The sequence below is a fragment of the Spirochaeta lutea genome (assembly GCF_000758165.1).
In the GTDB taxonomy this organism is placed as follows: Bacteria; Spirochaetota; Spirochaetia; order DSM-27196; family Salinispiraceae; genus Spirochaeta_D; species Spirochaeta_D lutea.
In genome coordinates, this window is sequence record NZ_JNUP01000049.1 from 106,665 (window position 1) to 124,860 (window position 18,196).

General features: G+C 56.0%; 11 protein-coding genes. 6 read left to right on the forward strand and 5 right to left on the reverse strand.

What is annotated here, in order from left to right; translation table 11 throughout:
- Positions 1–41 precede the first annotated feature (41 nt).
- On the reverse strand, positions 42–680 hold the full coding sequence (gene msrB, locus DC28_RS06350; protein ID WP_156104601.1) for a peptide-methionine (R)-S-oxide reductase MsrB: 639 nt from the start codon (positions 678–680) through the stop codon (positions 42–44).
- Between the two features lie 58 nt (positions 681–738).
- On the opposite strand from msrB, the gene ccsA reads away from it, so the two are divergent.
- The 4 genes from ccsA (at position 739) to DC28_RS06370 (ending at position 8,960) form a co-directional block, all read left to right on the forward strand.
- A complete protein-coding gene (gene ccsA, locus DC28_RS16835) occupies positions 739–4,770 on the forward strand; it encodes a cytochrome c biogenesis protein CcsA (RefSeq protein WP_052078549.1) in 4,032 nt (1,343 codons plus the stop codon).
- Positions 4,771–5,024: 254 nt separating this feature from the next.
- A complete protein-coding gene (gene ilvN / locus DC28_RS06360; RefSeq protein ID WP_063135617.1) occupies positions 5,025–5,507 on the forward strand; it encodes an acetolactate synthase small subunit in 483 nt (160 codons plus the stop codon).
- A gap of 72 nt (positions 5,508–5,579) precedes the next feature.
- Positions 5,580–6,905, forward strand: coding sequence for an NCS2 family permease (locus DC28_RS06365; protein WP_238565782.1), 1,326 nt, complete (start codon positions 5,580–5,582; stop codon positions 6,903–6,905).
- A 75-nt stretch (positions 6,906–6,980) separates the two neighbouring features.
- A complete protein-coding gene (locus tag DC28_RS06370) occupies positions 6,981–8,960 on the forward strand; it encodes a putative bifunctional diguanylate cyclase/phosphodiesterase (protein WP_156104602.1) in 1,980 nt (659 codons plus the stop codon).
- A 93-nt stretch (positions 8,961–9,053) separates the two neighbouring features.
- On the opposite strand, the gene DC28_RS06375 is transcribed toward DC28_RS06370, so the two are convergent.
- Together DC28_RS06375 and DC28_RS06380 are read right to left on the reverse strand one after the other, a co-directional pair.
- Positions 9,054–10,898: a methyl-accepting chemotaxis protein gene (locus DC28_RS06375; protein ID WP_037546975.1), complete on the reverse strand. Its 1,845-nt coding sequence runs from the start codon at positions 10,896–10,898 to the stop codon at positions 9,054–9,056.
- Positions 10,899–10,995: 97 nt separating this feature from the next.
- Complete coding sequence (locus tag DC28_RS06380) at positions 10,996–12,192, reverse strand: tRNA-dihydrouridine synthase family protein (RefSeq protein WP_037546978.1); 1,197 nt, start codon at positions 12,190–12,192, stop codon at positions 10,996–10,998.
- 62 nt (positions 12,193–12,254) lie between these two features.
- Here DC28_RS06380 and DC28_RS06385 point away from each other — a divergent pair, with 62 nt between their 5' ends.
- Complete coding sequence (locus DC28_RS06385; protein ID WP_037546980.1) at positions 12,255–13,307, forward strand: 3-deoxy-7-phosphoheptulonate synthase; 1,053 nt, start codon at positions 12,255–12,257, stop codon at positions 13,305–13,307.
- A 143-nt stretch (positions 13,308–13,450) separates the two neighbouring features.
- On the opposite strand, the gene DC28_RS06390 is transcribed toward DC28_RS06385, so the two are convergent.
- Entirely contained in the window at positions 13,451–14,440 is a 990-nt protein-coding gene (locus DC28_RS06390; protein WP_037546981.1) for a tetratricopeptide repeat protein, read from the reverse strand.
- A 238-nt stretch (positions 14,441–14,678) separates the two neighbouring features.
- Between DC28_RS06390 and DC28_RS06395 the strand changes: the two genes are divergently transcribed.
- Entirely contained in the window at positions 14,679–15,869 is a 1,191-nt protein-coding gene (locus DC28_RS06395; protein WP_162180201.1) for a glycosyltransferase family protein, read from the forward strand.
- A 132-nt stretch (positions 15,870–16,001) separates the two neighbouring features.
- Here DC28_RS06395 and sbcB read toward each other — a convergent pair whose 3' ends face one another.
- A complete protein-coding gene (gene sbcB / locus DC28_RS06400; protein WP_052078552.1) occupies positions 16,002–17,840 on the reverse strand; it encodes an exodeoxyribonuclease I in 1,839 nt (612 codons plus the stop codon).
- Between the last annotated feature and the right edge of the window lie 356 nt (positions 17,841–18,196).

Genomic DNA, 18,196 nt, shown 5'->3' on the forward strand with positions numbered 1-18,196 from the left:
CCGGAAACAGGGGATCCCCCGCGGCCGATCTGGATGAGGGGTTATTGGGGGATCTTCGGGGGTTCGCCGCCTTCGGGAACAAAGATGAGGGCTGCGGAGTTCATACAGTAGCGCAGGCCGGTGGGCTGGGGGCCGTCGGGGAATACGTGGCCAAGGTGGCTGCCCGATTTGCTGTCCACAACCTCTACCCGGGGTGCGAATAGGGTGAAGTCCCCGAGAAGGTGTACGGCTTCGGGATTGATGGGTTTGGTAAAGCTTGGCCAGCCGGTTCCCGATTCATATTTGTCATCGGAGTGGAAGAGGGGTTCACCCGTGGCCGCGCTGTAGTAGATTCCACGCTCCTTGTTGTTCCATAGGGCGTTGTCGAAGGCCCGTTCTGTTCCGTCCTGCCGGAGGATGTAGTAGCGATGGGGGGAGAGGATGTCCTGCCACTCTTCCTCGCTCCGGGTGATGGGATATTGGAAATCCTCAGGAAGCTGGGTGAGTGTAATTCCGTCTATTTCTTTTGCATTTCTGTTCATGGTGCTTCTCCCTTCAATATCCGGGACTGGTGATGTTTTACCCCGGTCTTCCCCCGAACCCTGGGCAGCTGTCTGGATTGGCACTATAATGAGAATCCAAAGCAGTAGTAGCGGAAGCCCCAGACGCTTAAACCTTATAAAAAAGCTATGGTATTCCATACCAACAAGGTACTGAGGAATCGGATTGTGGGCAAGAAAATGATGGAGACAGGTGATTATGGCTGAACGGAGGATGCGGGGCCGGCTATTCGGTGCATGGGCTCGGGGATTCGGGGCGGTTCTACGAGGTTTTGGATCCTTGAAGCTGTCGGTGGTGCTGTTAGCCGCTCTTGTGGCGGTGGTGTTTATCGGGACCCTCTATCAGGTTGATAAGGGGGTGTACCTGGCTCAAGAGGTTTTCTTTTTTTCCTGGTTTACAACCCAATGGATTATTCCCCTGCCGGGGGGGCAGCTGCTTCTCTGGCTGCTCGGCGTGAATCTGATGGTTTCCCTGGTGGTGCGGCTGCCCAGGGTGAGGCCCCGATTAGGACTCCTTATTTCCCACGGCGGCTTGGTTGTGCTCATGCTCGGGGCGTTTACGGGATTGTACCATAGCGATTCCTTCATTATGGCATTGCAGGAAGGCGCAACGGAGGAACGGGTGTATCATCGCTCCGATTGGGACCTGGTGGCCTATGAATTTCCCGGAGGCGGCGAGCTGGGACGGATCGGTTTGGAAACTATCCGGGAGGGGCGGGCCGAGCCCATGAACCTGGCGGGGGGGCTTGAAATCACCCTTAGGTTAGAAACCATCTATCGAAACAGCCGCCGGGTTTCAGATTCGCAACTGGAAGCACTTCCCCTGGATGATGAGGTAATCCGAAACTTTCCCGGAGTACGCGGCAGGGTGGAGATGGCCGGACGGAATGTACCCTTGGTGCTTCACGGAGGCGATCAGGGGGTGGCAGTGCTCGGTGCTGTAGAGGGTCTTCAGGGGCGTGAGATTGGTGTATTTCTGGAGCCCAGGTCGGTGGCCCTGCCCTTTTCGGTGACCTTGGAGGACTTTGAGGCGTTGTTTCACCCGGGAACGGATGTGCCGGCCTCCTTCGCCAGTGATGTACGGATCCAGCATTCCAGGGGGGATGGTATCGATCTGGAGGCGAGGATATCTATGAACAGTCCCCTTCGGCATGGGGGATACACCTTCTACCAAAGTAGCTACCGCCAGGCGGATCCGGAGCTTGGGATTGCCAGGGATCTGTCGGTGTTTGCCGTGCGTCGGGACGGAACGGCCTGGCTGCCCTACGCCGGAACCCTAATAACCGTGCTGGGGTTAGTGATTCACCTGTTTCAGCGGCTTGGCCGCAGGGGAGGCCGGGGAGGCCGAGGAGGCCGAGGAGGCGGCCGAACGCCCAGGGCCGCCCTCCCGGGAGGCGGCCGGAACGGAGGCGGTGGTTCTGGAAGGCGGGCTGTGTTCGGTAGCGGTGTTGTAGCGGTTCTGTTGGTGGTAGCGTCGGGGCTTGGGTATGCCCAGACCCCCGAGGGGGAGGTAGGCGAGGTATTCCCGCCGGGTTCCCCTGGGGGGGATGTAAACCGAGGGGCGACAGAAACCCAGGGATGGCTGGAGGCCCCCGATCTTTCGGGTTTGATTGTGCAGCAGAGCGGCCGCACCATGCCCCTGGGCTCTTTAGCCCCTGGATTGGTACGGAATCTATCCGGAAAGACCGGGGTAGGGGGCTATACCCCGGAGCAGATCCTCTCGGCCATGATTCGGGGTGAGGATGCCGTTTTGGATGTACCCCTGTTTGTGGTGGATAATCCCGGGGTATTTCCGGTTCTTCGCCTGCCCTTTGAACAACGGGGGCGGTATTCTTACCGAGAACTCCAGGGGGGCCTGGGTATCCTGGAACAGATTCAGGATGTAATCACCCAGCGGGAGGCAGCGGGTACGGAGGATGCCTTGGAGCTGGAGTTGATCAGGCTGTACCGCCGGGGACGGTTGTTCGCCCAGGTGTTTGATGCTCCCCAAGACGGGGGGTACGGCGATTCTATTCTGACCCTGGTTCCTCTGGAGCAGCGGGTGAGCAATCAGGCTGGGTATCGCTGGGTAGATCCCCGGTCGGCCTTGGAGCTGCTGGACAGCCCGGGGTACCGGCTGCCGGATGTGGAGCAGGGTTCTCGTTCTGATTCAGGGGAGCAGAGAAACTCCCGGATCAGGGCGCTGATCGAGCAGATGGCCGGGCTTGATTGGGGTCGCCTGGAGCAGCAGCAGGCTGAACTGCTGAATCTGCTGGGCCTGGAAGACTATAAAATCCGCGGAGAGGTGGAGGCCCTGTACCGCAGGTTCAATCCGGTGTTCTGGGCCATGGTTTCCACCGGGTTGGGGCTTAGTATCGGCTGGCTTTCGGCCCGGAGACAGCGGGTTATGCCCCAGGGCGGCAGCCTATCAGGGGATAGGATGTACCGGTTCGGCCGGGTCGGCGAGCTGATTCTGCTCTGGGGTGGAGTGGTTTTTGTGGCGGGGGCATTGGTTCTCCGGGTGGTTATTACCCGGCGGCCCCCGGTGACCGATTTGTCTTCCAGCGTGTTGTTCGTGGGCGCCACGGCGGTCCTGGTGGGAGCGGTGTTGCGTACCTGGGGGGTCGGGCGGTTCGGCAGTCCCGGACAGCTGGCGGGGTGGTTTGCCCTTGCCTTGCTGGGGCTGAGCCGATATCTCCTGGGGAGCGGGGATGAGCTGGGGGTGATTCAAGCGGTATTGGACACAAACCTGTGGCTGAGCGTACACGTTCTCACCATAGCCTCGGGTTATACCGCTGTGCTCCTGGGGGGTATTACCGCCAATGCCTATACCCTGACGGCAGTTCTCCGCCCCCGGGCTGACCGGTTTCTCCAGATGCTGTACCGGGTAATGTATGTGAGTCTACTGGCGGGGTTGGTGCTGAGTTTTTTTGGAACCATGCTCGGGGGATTCTGGGCTGATCAGGCCTGGGGACGGTTCTGGGGCTGGGATCCCAAGGAGAACGGCGCCCTGATGATTGTATTATGGACGGCCATGGTTCTTCATATCCGTCCAGCGGGATTCGGGGGGAGTTACGGAACAGCCCTGGCGGCAGGATTCGGGGTTGCAGTGACTGCGTTCAGCTGGTTCGGGGTGAACCTCATCGGCCAGGGGCTGCATAGCTACGGGTTTTCGACCCGGACATTGATGCCCCTGGTGGTATCCTTGCTGGTAGAACTGGTGATCCTCGGGGTTGGTCTTGGGGGCATGAGGCGGTACCGATGGGCCCAGCTGCTGCCTCGGGAGGTCCTGGGGCGGGTGGACAGTCGAATCACCCTAGACGATGAAACCATGCACGTATGGATACGGGTCGGGGCCGCGGATCATGAGAGACTGGTCTCCCAGTACCACCCGGGCCAGTATATGACTCTGGGGCTGGACCGATGGGGATCGATTCAGCGTCGGGTTTTCTCCATATCCGGGGTTGATGAGGGACGATGGCGGTTTACCCTTCGTGATTCGGGTAACCGCGGGGTAAGCCAGGGCTTGATGAAGGCTCCCCTGGGGACACGGGTTGGTGTGCTCGGTCCCGGGGGTGATTTACGTGGGCCTGATCTCAAGGATCCTCCGTCTGGAAAAAGGATGATGGCGGTGGTTCAGGGGGTGGGAATCGGTCCGGTGCTTCCCATACTTCAGGGGTTGCTTCCCCGGGGCTGGTCTGCCTGCATTCTCTGGGCAGGGAGCTGGGAGGATGAGGAGCTCGCAGGCTTATCTAAGGATTATCCCGGAGCTTTGGAGCTCCGGCGCTTTGACGGGACCCACCGTCTGGACCTCGGGGGGGTTAGGGCTGCCCAGGAAGAATTCCGCATCCCGGACAACCTGGTGCTTATTGTGGGATCCCAGGAGTTTGTGGAAAGCTTTGATGTACCCGAAGCTCAACGTGAGGCCTTTATCGCTAGTCGAAATTCGGCGGGGGGCGCAGTGCCCATTTCTCAACGGAGCCACATCCTCGGGTTCGCGGGGATATCCCGGACCGTGCATGTGGCGGCAGGTCAGAACCTGTTGTCCGCCATGGTTGAGGCCGGGGTGGATGCGCCCTTCGGATGTGCCGGGGGCCAATGCGGCGAGTGCAAGGCTCGGGTGGTATCCGGCAGGGTTGCGATGGAGCTGCCCAATATCCTGGGACGGTCGGTTGCAGGGCCCGGAGAGGATACTCTCACCTGTTCTGCCTACCCCCTGGAGGATGTTACCCTGGATTTAAGCGAGGATTAAGAGGATTAAGATACCGGGGCAGGCCCGGTTGCTCACCGGTCCGGAGGCCCGGCCCGGAAGGTTTCTTAGTGCGCAAAAGGCTGGAACAATGCATACCCGGGACACAACCCTCAGGCTGAATCCAGGGATACACCGTTACATCTAGCCTGGTTTACAGCCTTTTGCCTAGGATGTATGTCTCAATCGCGTTATGCGGTAGCGCATTTCCGTGGTTTCTGGTAGTATGAGGCTTCACCATACACAAGGAGCGGGCATTGAAGTCTCAGTCAAAACACCTGGTCAGCGTATACGTGCAGGACGGCCCTGGGGTAAGTATTAGAATCGCCTTGGTTTTTGCCCGACGGGGATACAATATTGAATCCTTTGTGGGATCCGAGACAAATAAGCCCGGCTTTTCACTGGTAAATATCGTCGCATCGGGGGATCAAGAGGTACTTCATCAGATTATTAATCAGCTGAACCGGTTAGTTAATGTACTGGAGGCCCGGGAGATTGATCCGAAACAGACCCTCCAGAGGGAGCTAGTTTTGTTTAAGGTTAATGTGGATGCCGAGCAGCGGCCCGAGGCGGTGATGATCGCCCAAGCAGCGGGTTGTGAAATCATTGAGGTGCTTCCGGAGTACATTTCTCTGCAATGTGTGGGAACCAGCGAAAAGATTGACGGTGTGGTTCGCATTTTTTCTGATTTTGGAATTCGGGAACTGATGCGGACCGGAAAGGTTTTTTTATCTCGATAGGGTAGTGTAATACGGTCAGGCTGCGGGGTCTGGCCGTTTTTTGTATCACGGGTTTTATCAAAAGGAGGTAGTGTGAAAAGCATTGCGAGGTTCTTTAAGTTTCAGGAGCTTAATACAGACCTGAAGACAGAGGTGTTGGCGGGAATTGCAACCTTCCTGACCATGGCGTACATCATTGTGGTTAACCCCCTGGTGTTAAGTGATGCCGGGATGCCCTTTGAGGGTGTTTTGTTTGCCACTGTTCTGGTGAGTGCGGTGACATCCATTCTCATGGGCTTGGTGGCTAATCTTCCCTTCGGGCTGGCTCCCGGTATGGGGATTAACGCCTTCTTTGCCTACAGTCTGGTGCTTGGCATGGGAATGGAGTGGCAGACAGCTCTGGGTGCGGTGTTCATCTCAGGGATCATCTTTATTCTCCTATCCATCTTTAAGGTTCGTGAGGCCATTGTACGGGCTATCCCTACCACGATTCGCTATGCCATTGCCGCAGGAATTGGGTTGTTTTTAGCCCTCATCGGTTTACGCAGTGTAGGATTCATTGTATCCAATCCTGCAACCATGGTGGGATTCGGCGGGATTACGCCGGTATTGCTCATATTTTTAGCGGGGTTCTTAGTTACCAGCGTGTTGGTGATTAAGCGGGTAAAGGGTGCCCTTATCATGGGGATCGTATTTACCTCACTGGTTGCGTTTATTGTGAGTCTCATCACCGTGGCGGCCGGGGGTGAAGGGTTTGTTTCCCTGCCCGAGGGGATCTTTGCTCTTCCAAGTTTGGAGGTGTTCTTTAAGCTTGATATCGCGGGTGCCCTGTCTGCTGGAATGATTCTGCCGATTTTCAGCCTGTTGTTCACGGATATGTTCGATTCTATCTCAACCTTCGCAGGGGTGTCCGAGGTGGGCGATTTTATCGATAAGGAATCCGGTGAACCGAAGAATGTAGGAAAGGCGCTGCTGGTGGATGCCATTGGAACCACCCTGTCCGGGCTCTTCGGCACCTCCAGTGCAACCACCTACATAGAGAGTGCAGCCGGGGTAGAAGAGGGCGGCCGGTCGGGATTCTCTGCGGTTGTTACCGGATTGCTGTTTATTCCCTTCATGTTCCTTTCCCCTCTGCTCAAGTTTATTCCTGAGGTTGCTACCGCACCGGTATTGGTTCTTATCGGAATCTTTATGGTTAAGCCCCTCATGAAGATTCATTGGACCCATTTTGACGAGGCTATTCCTGCATTCCTCGGGCTGATCCTCATCCCCCTGACCTACAGTATTACCCAGGGTGTGGTTTGGGCATTTCTAAGCTGGACTGTGTTGAAGGTTCTGCTCGGGAAAGCAAAGGAAGTTCCGGTTACCCTCTGGGTGATTGACGCCTTCGCCATCCTTTCTCTTGTGTTATCCCATTAAACACGGTAGCATGAGCGCCGGTTCCTTTCAGGAACCGGCTATTTTTTTAGCTTGTGCCCCGAGTACACCCGAAATATGAAAAGTGAAATTATATCGTTGTTAACAGAACATGCATCTCTGGTACTTAGCCTGGTGAACCTAGGGATTTTATGTTCCTTGGCGGTTCAGTTGATGAGCATGGTTCTGACGGGTAGGGATACCCTGGTAGAAAATACCGGGGTTTCATTCGGCGATCCTAGGGGAGGTCAGGATGACCGGTGGCCCTATCAATTTGCCGTTGTGCTCTTTTTCCTTTTCGCTGGAATTTTCGAAGTGGTAGGATGGAGTCGGGCAGCGGGGTTCGGGCGAATTGCGGGGTACGCCATTCTCGCAGTTTTCCGAATCTCCAGGATTGTTCCCCCAGGCAGTATTCTCGACAACCATCGCCTCGCCGGAGCCGTCTGGGCAGTGGTGCTCGGGGGCACACTAGTGCTTGTATTGCCCGGTGAGCCTTCCTACATCTTTGAGTTGGTATTGGTGAGTGCTGCTGTCTTCGGGGTGGTCCGTACGAGTACTACCCGGGGCATACGGTTCCTAGTGATTCTCTGGGGCATTGCAGCAGGAACGGGATTGATGCTGCCGGGTCTCGGCCGGGTGATTGCCACCACCGTTGTTCCTGGAATGCTGGCTCTCATGCTTTCCGTGGTCGGAATCAGACATCTCCGGAACCGGATTCAGGAGGCTGAGCAGATCGAACAGCGTTTGGAGTATTTGGCCTACCATGACCAGTTGACCGGTTTGGGAAATCGCAAGTCCTTCTACCGCCGCCTTCAATCCAGTGTTTTACAGACCGTTGAACCTCATTGGAACGAGGCCTCGGACTGGCGTGCGGTATTGATCATTGATATTGACCACTTTAAACATGTGAACGATAGCGCGGGTAATGAGGTGGGGAATATCCTGTTGATAAGAACCTCCCAGCACATCAGCGGGGTGGTACCGGATCCGAACCTGGTATTTCGAACCGGCGGGGATGAATTCGGCATTATCCTAGAGGGAATGGCCTCGGAACTGGATGCTGCCATGGTAGCAGAAAAAATTCTTGGAACCCTTGCCGAGCCCTTCGTTCATGAGGACCACCGGATTTATGTCTCCTTGAGCATCGGTATTACTATATTCCCCCGGGACGGAAACCGGGTGGAGGTAATCACTGCCAACGCCGATCATGCCCTGCAAGAGGCAAAGATCGACCGAAATACCTATCGGTTTTACACCCCGAGTATGCAGGAGCGGGCAGTCAGCCGGATTCAGTTCATAAACTATCTCCGCCAAGCCATCGACCGCAAAGAGATGTATCTGGCGTATCAACCTCAGGTCTGTCTCGAGGGCCGGGTAACCGGTGCGGAGGTCTTGTTGAGATGGCACCATCCGGTGCTGGGCCAGGTGTCTCCGGCCGAGTTCATCCCCATCGCTGAGGAGACTGGGTTGATTTTGGCCATCGGATCCTGGGTAATCGAACAGGCCTGCAAACAGCTCGCCCTTCTCCATAAGGAGGGCTTTCATATCCCCTTGGCTGTAAACCTCTCCCCGAAACAGGTAAAGGATGTGAAGCTTCAACGGACTATAATAGCCCATCTGCGGCAGTACAAACTTCGGCCTGAGTTCCTTCACCTGGAAATCACTGAGAACAGCCTGTTAGAGAACGCCGAAAGCCTCATTTCCAAGATTCAAAACCTGGCTGATCTAGGATTTACCTTTTCTATTGATGATTTCGGGACGGGCTACAGCTCCCTGAGTTACCTCAAACGTCTGCCCATTGCCACGGTGAAGATTGACCGATCATTCATCACCGAACTGCCGGATAATAACCAGGATGCCGCCCTAGTTGAGGCGATTATCTCTATGGTCCACGGCCTGGGGCTGAGTGTGGTTGCCGAGGGGGTTGATACGAGGGAACAGTTTGAATTCCTCCGGGATCGGGGCTGCGGCACACTGCAAGGCTACCTATTCAGCGTCCCCTTGGAGTTTAAGGAGTTTCTCCATTACCTTCGAAAACCCCCGAAATTGCCGGTGTAACAATCCTTCATTGTGAATACCACCCCGGCAACCCTATACTCCTCCCAGACCCGGCGGACCATCAAATCAACCCTCGATCCTCGGTTCCGAGCTCTACTCGGTTTTAAAGCGTTTGAGCAGCCCAGCCAGGTCCCCCAGGCGTGAATTTGTTGTGGTGGACAGTTCGTTGGTGTGTTCCAGCTGGCCGAGGATATGGCCCGCCCCTTGGGTGATTTCCTGTATTCCGCGTTTCATTGTATCGGCATGGTTTTGGATACCATCCAAAACAGATCTGACATCCCGGGCATAGCTGATCATCCTCTGGGTTTCTTCGGTCAGGGAGGTAGAATCCTGGGATAGTGAGGTGGTATCCTCGAGGATTTCCCCGGTTCCCTCTTGGAGTTCCGAGAGGGCATGGTTGATCTGATCCATGGCCTGGCTGAAGGTTTCTACGGCGGTGGCTACATCCTCAAATCGCTGGCTTGAATTTGCAGCGGTGGTAACCGCTGCGTTTATCCGCCCGGTGACCTGATCGATGGTATTTCCTATGCGCTCGGCGTTTTCCCGGGTGGAATCGGCTAACTTCCTAATTTCTTCCGCTACCACGGCAAATCCCTTTCCGGCCTCTCCGGCGTGGGCGCTCTCAATGGCAGCATTCATGGAAAGCAGGTTGGTTTGGCTGGAAATGCTATCAATGATCTCTATAATCTCCCGGATACCGTCCAGGTCTCTGGCCGCTTCCAGAATCTGTTCACTGGTTTCCTGGACCAGTTGGCCGCCTTCTTCGACCCGTGCTACAAGCAGGGTGTTTTGTTCCTGGGTGCTTGTGGAAATGGTATTGGCGCTTTGCATGGCCCCGGCCATCTGTTCAATCGCAGAGGAGGAACCGGAGATGGCGCTGTTTTGTGATTCAATGGTCGCAGCGATCTGTTCCACCCCGCGGATGAGGGATGCGACCTGTTCCAGGGATGAAGCCAGACTGGATTCGAATTCTTGGAATTGGGAATCCATGGAGCTGATATTTTGGGTGATTTCATGAACCGCGCTCACCGAACTATTGGAAGAGCTGTCCAGCTGGGTCATCTGGTTCTCCACCTGCCCAGCAGTCTGTTGCACCTCGGAGATTAACTCTTTCAGATGGTCCGTCGTCCTGGTTAGATGCCGGGAGAGATTCCCGATTTCATCCCTGGCAGAGTCGTTGAGGTTGATACCTAGGTCCTGGTTGCTCACCGATTCCATGGCATCCTCCAGGATATGAATCCGCCGAGACAACCGAAGGGAGAACCAAAAGATGCTAGCCATAGCAATGATAGCGGACAGGGCGGATACCAGAAGTCCGAAGAGCAGGCTGCGGCCGCTCTGAGCCTGGCCCCGCTGAACAATGGCATTCTGAAGTTTGCCCAGGCTTCCCTCTATGAGTTCAATGGCATCCGTTTTCATACTGGGGAGCTGACGTTGCAGCTGGGAGGTTTCAAGGGCAAGGTAGCGGATATTCTGTGCTTGGGGAGAGGTAAGGAACCTGCTGATGTGGAAGATGCCAATCTTTTCTGTTTCCGGTAGATCCTGATTATCCAGGAGCTCTTGGATGCTTTCTTTGCTTTCCTCCATCCTGGTATTCATGTAATTCCACAGGTTCAATGCTCCCTCTATAGCAATCTGCTGGTCGGGGTAGGCATCAGTCAATTGCGGATCTGAGAGGAAGGATTCTAACTCTCCGGCAAATTGCCCGCGGATTTCGTCCCATTTCGGGAGTTCCTGACTCAGTTTCCCCGTGGTGGTGAGCAGGTTATCCGAGACCAGGGCAAACTCATATCCCCGGGTGATGAGCCGCTGAGCTTCCTGGGCAAGAGAGCTTGTCTGTTGAAGCTGGGTTATGGCCCCAAGGAGCACCAGGAGGGATGCTACCATTCCTGCAAGAATAATCGCCATGATGGCGAATAGTTTATGGCGTATCTTCATAAGCACCTTTCTGAACCTACAGCCTGGAAAGGGCTGACGAGGGCAGAATTTCCGAGCTGACAAGGTTGCAATGGCATGAACGGCAATTCTACCATGGTTATGGTCGATCCTCAAACACCGTCTTCCATCGGTGTTCCGGGTTTTCGCCTAGGTACTCGGTAAAGAGGGATTCCATGGCCCGGTAGTCCCGTAAATTTTGGATGCTTGCCCCGATTCGATGACCGAAGAGCAGATTCTTCGTGTAGTACGCGTAGAATCGTTTGGTTCGGGTAATCCAGAAGTCCTCGGGTTGAAACTGCTCCAGGTAGGCGTGGAAGGCCTTGGCAGTAGTGAGGAGATCCACCTGCAGGCTGGATCCCCTCCAGCGCATGAGTCCCTTGGAGAGGGCGGTATGCAGACCCGGCGCGGAGGGCTGCAATTCCCACGGCCCTGGAGCCCCGTTCCCCTGTTGAATCCTCCCCGGGATGGGGGAGGGGGGGCTGAGTCGCGGGAGGTTCCCGAGAAGAAAGAACCAGGGCTGCTGAATCACCGCCCTTCCTACCATGAGACCCGCCGAGGAATAACGGCTCCGGATGTCGAGACCGGGCAGGTCCTGGATGTCTCCGTTCCCGATAACCGGTATGGTTAGGGCCTCCTGGAGGCAGGAAACGGCGTTCCATTGGGCGGGACGGCTGTAGCCTTGTTTCCGGGTTCGGGGGTGGAGGGTGATGAAGTCGATTCCGGTTTCCGCCAAAGCCGATCCCAGAGCACGTACATGGGCATAATCCTTGTCGTCCCTGCCGTCCGGGGAGTCGGGAAGGCGGATTTTAACCGAGAGGGTACGGGTTGGTACCTTTTTCCGTAGACGGCTTAGCAGACGGGTGAGGCGGTCGGGCTTGGAGAGCCAGGATATCCCCGCACCGCTCCTGACAATTTGGGGAGCAGAGCAGCCCAGGTTTAGGTCCAGACCGATCCAGTCTGCGTCCAAACCTTCCATGTGCTGGTGTATTCGGTCTATAGCAGGTTCCAGGGCTTCGGGGTTACGCCAGAGAAGCTGGATTATGAGGTTCTCGGGTTGTGGCCGGGGGTCCAGGTAGTACTCTTCGTAGGTCCCGCGGTTTGCCAGGGCTTCGGCGCTGATCATCTCAGTCCAGAAGGCCCGGGGTGAGGAAAAGTCAGCGATGAGGCTGCGGAATCCCGGATGCCCCATGGTCGCGATAGGGGCGAGCACCAGGGGTTTTGGGGACGTTGAGGTTACCGAGGCATGGAGATCACTGAGAAAAGAATTCCCAGCCGGATGATAGGCAGTTGGCATGAATACTCCTAATACCGGGAACCCGGCATTGACAAAGCCCGGCCCGGTAAGAAAGATACGGTATGCATTTTAGAGTTGATGACGTACGAATTAATCAGATCAAGCCCCTCATCCCTCCGGCCATCCTCATGGAGGACGTTCCCCTGAGCGAGGCGGGCGAGGAGACTGTAGCACAGGCGAGGTCTTCTATAGAAGGTATTATCCGAGGGAAGGATAAACGCATTTTGGTGGTGGTGGGGCCCTGCTCCATTCACGATGTCCAGGCAGCCCGGGAATACGGCCGGCGCCTGGCAGGGATGCGCAGTCTCTACCGCGATGAGCTGGAGATTGTAATGCGGGTGTATTTTGAAAAACCCAGGACTCGGAAGGGCTGGAAGGGTTTGATAAATGATCCGTTTTTAAATGATAGTTTTGAGATTAATAAGGGGCTCCATCTCGGCCGGCAGCTGCTGGTGGACCTGGTGGATATGGGGGTTCCTGCGGGCTGTGAGTTCTTAGATACCATCACCCCCCAGTTCATTGCTGATGTGGTCAGCTGGGGAGCCATTGGCGCCCGAACCACGGAAAGTCAGGTGCACCGAGAGTTGGCCAGTGGCCTCTCCATGCCGGTGGGTTTTAAGAATGGCACCGACGGGAATACCCGGATCGCCATAGATGCGATTCATGCTTCCAGTGCACCCCACCATTTCTTGTCAGTGACAAAACAGTCCGTGGCGGCCATTGTCGAGACCACTGGGAACGAGTTCTGTCACCTGATCCTCCGGGGGGGCAGCGACGGACCCAATTTCAGTGCTCCGGCAGTGGAGTCTGCAGGCCACGATCTGGAGCAGGCGGGGCTTCCTGCCCGCATTATGGTGGATGCCAGTCACGGTAATTCCAACAAGGATTTTTCCAAGCAGCCCGGGGTGGTTCGTGAGATCGCTAAGCAGGTATCCCAGGGCAGCCCCTACATCTTCGGTTTGATGATCGAGAGTAACCTCGTGGAGGGGAATCAACCATTGCTGGCTTCCGACCAGCTTGTGTACGGCCAAAGCATCACCGATGCATGTATCTCCTGGGAGACCAGCGAGGAGCTGCTGGCGGAGCTGGCAGAGGCGGTAAAGCAGGGCCGTTGAAGCGAAGGTTGGAAAAACTAGGCTGTTGAGGTGCAGGTTCGAAAGGAACCTACACCGGCTATCGGGGGTATCCGTGTTCCGCCTCCAGGGATAGCGCCGCTCCGGGGTACTGGCACAATCCTTTGAGCACTACCCGGGCTTCACTAACCGGTAAAGCCGAAGAGGACCTGGGAATCTTCGTCCCAGGGCTGGTCATCCTGATCGGGATGGGGCTCTGAGGACTTGGGGATATCCGGTGATTCTGATCCGGCATCCTTGGGAATGGTACCCTGGGAACTGGAGCCGGCCCTGGTTTGAATACGGATTACTGCTTGTTGAAGTTCCGGATTGCCGGGCATATGTTCCAAGGCTGCTTCGTAACAGCGTTTGGCCTCTCCCCAATGTCCTAATTCCTCGTATGCCTGGCCGATGTGACCCATAACCCAGGCTTCCTCGCCGGTTTGATAGCAGTTTGTGAAGGCAAATACCGCTTTCCAATGGTGCTGAGCCTCACCCAGGGCAAGACCCATCCGAAGCCAGAGCGCCGAACGCTCACGGCTGTCCCGGGATAAGAGCACTGCTCGTTTATAATGCCGGAGAGCACAGTGCACCCTGTTTTGGGAAAGAAGTTCGTCTCCGGATTGTTCCCAGGTCCGGGGAATGAAACTACCGGGATTATCTAAAAAGGCCTGATTCTCCTCTTGCTGGTCCTCCATGGCCTCGAAGAGATCCAGCTGCCGGCCAGCATCAGGGTCGCAAAGTTCGTACAGCTCCACCTCCCCATGACTGTATTCCACCAGGTGGAAGGGGATATCCTGCCCCGAACTATCGGGTATACCCAGATCCTGGAGGTTGCGGTATTCCCGGGCGAGGCATACCACGGTCCATGGATCGCAGTTGATGCCAAATTCCCTGTCCCATTCTTCAACCAAGCGTTGATCCATGTGGGTACCCCGGAACCAAGCGCGGCCGGCCAGACCCTGATCGCGGAGCAGGGTCTTGAGAGGCCACCAGTAGGGTCCGTAGAGGCGGTAGCTTTCAGGGTCAGCGGTTAATTCCTGGGCGTAATGCTTCAATGTTTTATGAAGGTCTTTAGTCGAGGGACGGGTGGATTGTTCAAGTATGGTCTTGTGTTCGTCTGAAGTATAGTACATGGGGGTGCTCACCTTAGTACAGTTTCGGCAGGTGTTCAAGGTAAATTGAGGGGCACTTTTCCCTTCCCTACCATAGTGCGCAAAAGGTTGTACCATTGCACCCCGGCGACACTACCCATGGGAGGAACGGTTTCCGAGACGACAGGAGGAAACCCGGGAGGATGCGGTCTTTGGGCCCTCATGAAAAAATCATCGTTTTTTCATGAGATCTGTATACCGGGATTTTATAACTGATTATATGAAAATCAGAATCGGTCTCGCCGCTTGCGGCGAAGGCTTCGGCCATGTGAGCCGTATGGTCAGTCTGGTTCAGGGGCTTGGTACTGAATTTGAGATTGTACTGTATGCTCCTGACACGGTACACGGGTTTTTATATGAAAAGCTTGCACCCCTACGTTACGGGACGTTGGAGATCCGAGATATCCCCCATCTCCATCTTGCAAAACGCGGGACCAGGATAAACTACAGCCGCACACTCCGGGAGAATCTACCCACCCTCCTATCATTACGGAAGAGTCTTACGCGACTGCGAAGGCAATTGCAGGGCGATGAGATCTCGGTGCTCATCAATGATTTTGAGCCCTTCACAGCCCTAGCCGCCACTGCTCTGGGGATTCCGGTGCTTCAGATAAACCACCCCGGTATCGTTACCCGGAGTCCGTCGCTTATGCCCGATGCCCTGTTCACTCGGTTGATAGCCCATTTCATGATGCCGGCTTATGACCGCCGGTTATACATCAGCTTCTACGACGGAGATCTTGGACCCATGATACGGGAGGAGATTGTAAACCAAGAGCCCGTCCAGGGCGATTACTACGTGGTATATCTGAAACCTGAATACCGCCGTATTGTTCTCGGAGCCCTCCACCGTCTGGGTATGAGGAATTTCCACGTCTTTCCCCAGTCCCGCCTGGATTATGCCCGGACTCTGGCGGGGTGCAGGGGAGTCATAACCAGTGCCGGTCATCAAACCTTGAGTGAAGCCCTTTATCTCGGTAAACCCGTCTTTGCCATACCCCAGAAGGGGCAGTACGAACAGCGACTCAATGCCGCAAAACTTGCAGCCAGCGGCTGGGGTGTGCATGCCCGAAGCCGGAACATACCACGCCAGCTCTTCGGCTTTATCAGCCGGGTAGAATCGGGGGGATTCCCCCAAGCCTGGGCGCTTCCATGGCTGCGTATCTACCGGGAAAATCACACCCCCCGAGTCATCCGACGGGTCCGGCAATTTATCTATAATTCCACCTCCCCACGGATCATTCCGGTTCGATCCTATATTTGGGACGGTTTTCTATCCATGGAATCCCCCGAGGATGTCCAGGGACTAGTCTCCCGGTGGCAGCGATGGGAGCGGCTGAGCTACCGGGCGACGGGGGGAGCGGATGTGCGGATGAGGGGTATCAGCGGTGAGGTATATCCCCGAGCCTAGTCCGTTCCTCCGGACAGGGGTGATGAAGCGGAAGGGTAATGCGCTTGAAACCTAGGGGCGATGGAGCCGGTGGGGGCTCTGCAATCGGTGGGGGCTCTGCAATCGGTGCTGCCCTCAGATCGGCAAACCGATTCAACCCCCGTATTCAAGAACCTTTCGAATCTCGGTGTCTACATATTCCTTCAGGGCCCGGAGAATGACCTTATCCCGGGCGGGGGTGTCGGCGCTTTCCATTTTTGCGGTGATGACCTTTGAGGCCGTAGCGAGATCAGTACCCTCGGCAAGGGGATGGTACAAGAGCCGGCCGGCACAGAAGCTCAGCCATCTGGCATGTTCACGTTCGGTCAATGCCTCGGGAAAGTTCCGGGCGAAAAACCGGCGCAGCATCTGAGGAATCCGGGGATCCTGGAAATGCAGCTGGTACACCTCCTGTTTTATCTCCATAAGGCGTTTACCCTTATTCCGGGGTGATTCGGGATGCCCCTCTGCCTGGGGGTGGGCCGAGGAAAGGTCCTTCGCGACGTCTCTTGGGGAGTTTTCTGAGAGTCCTGGGGGCCTATCTCGGTACCCGGCGGGCTTGTCAGAGAGGCTTGCCGGCTTTTCACGGGTTTCTGGGGACTCAGAAGCATGGGGCGCCGGTGTTCCAGGGATGGGGGGTTGGTTTTCGGCCGGGAAGGGTGAGGCGGGTTTCTCCGCCCCATTCCCGCCATTGGAGGAACCGTCGACGCCTCCAAGATATCCGGACAGAAGATCGTGGATGGTCTCGAATTGCTGTTTATCCTCATCCCGGAAGAAACCTCCGGAGTAAATCTGAAAATCCGGATCCTCGGAATCCTTGGTTACGGTAAGGGCTCCTTCCCCCTGGGGGGAAAAAACACTCATGATCTTCTGGATTAGGCGGGGTTCGGAGCGCAGCATGGCTGCGTGGCGTTGACAGGCTGCCAAATCAAGACCCAGACGCTCTGCGGCCTGATCCGTCAGGGTCTTAAGGGGAGCAAGAAAGGGACTCCGGTTGAGGTGGACAATTGTCAGGGGGATTCGACCAGCAAAATCACCCTGGTTCAATCCCTGAGGGTCGGGGTCTTGGCCGAAGCGCCGGGCGAGATCCTCCTCGGCCTCCAGTTCGGCCCGACTCGTAAAGACCCGCCGGCGCAGCTCCTCCACATCCAGGTCGAGCAGCGCCGAGGGATCATAACGGAGATCAATGGTGATCAGGGCGTTGCGGTTGGTGCCGTCCATGCCTATGGGAGCCACTAGGGTGGTGCAGCCGGCATCCGAGGTGTGAACCCCTGCTGTGTGCAGCAGGGGGGTGTGTTCAGCCAGGTTTACCAGACGCTTCAGGGAGTCCTTTTTCCGATGGGAGAAATAGTAGGCGAATAGTTTCGGTTGGCGCTGGTGAATGAGCCGGGCCATGGCAATTGTGGCCAGTACATCACTCATAGCATCATGGGCCTGTTCATGACTGATCCCGTTGGCTGCGGTCAATTCCTCCAGCCGGAAGCTGGGACGGCCCTGGGAATTGACCGGCCAGGTAATACCCTCAGGCCGGAGATCGTGGGTGGCCCGTACCAAATCAATAATATCCCACCGGGAGTTTCCCTGGGACCATTCCCGACGGTAGGGATCAAAAAAATTCCGGTACAGGGTATTGCGGATAAACTCGTCATCAAACCGGATGCTGTTGTACCCCAGGGCTGTAGTGCCCGGTACCATGAACTCCCGATGAATCCTGCTGATGAACTCATACTCACAAAGCCCATCGCTCAGGGTAACCTGGGGCGTAATCCCCGTGACCATACAGGCGTAAGGGTCGGGCATATAGTCCGGGGTTATTCGATTATACAACACCAGCCGTTCGCCGATAATCTCGAACCGGTCATTGGTGCGTACCCCGGCAAACTGGGCTATCCTGTCTGCCCGGCTGCTGCGTCCGAAGGTCTCTAAATCATACCAGAAAAGGGTTTGGGCCATGGGCAACTATACCAGCTGGCAGTCAAAACCACAATTCTGTCACCGAGAGGTTTTCCCAATATCACACTAAGAAAGACTTATGCAATTGGTTCCCGGTATAAATTGTGTTCAATCCCCGGGATGTGGTACAATAGATTCGTTAATTGGAAAAGCCAATTAACTTTTAGGGTTTTGGGGTGATTCGAATGCCCCTGGCACCCCGGTGTTCTGTGCTGACACTAAACCTGAACTCGAACCATTGGCTGGTGCGCAATAGTATGGAAACTGCACCGAAGAAAGCGGCTCCATCCTGGAACCATCCCAGGCGAGAGCCGCCGGTACCGAAGGGTACAACCGTTTGTGCACTATACAACCGG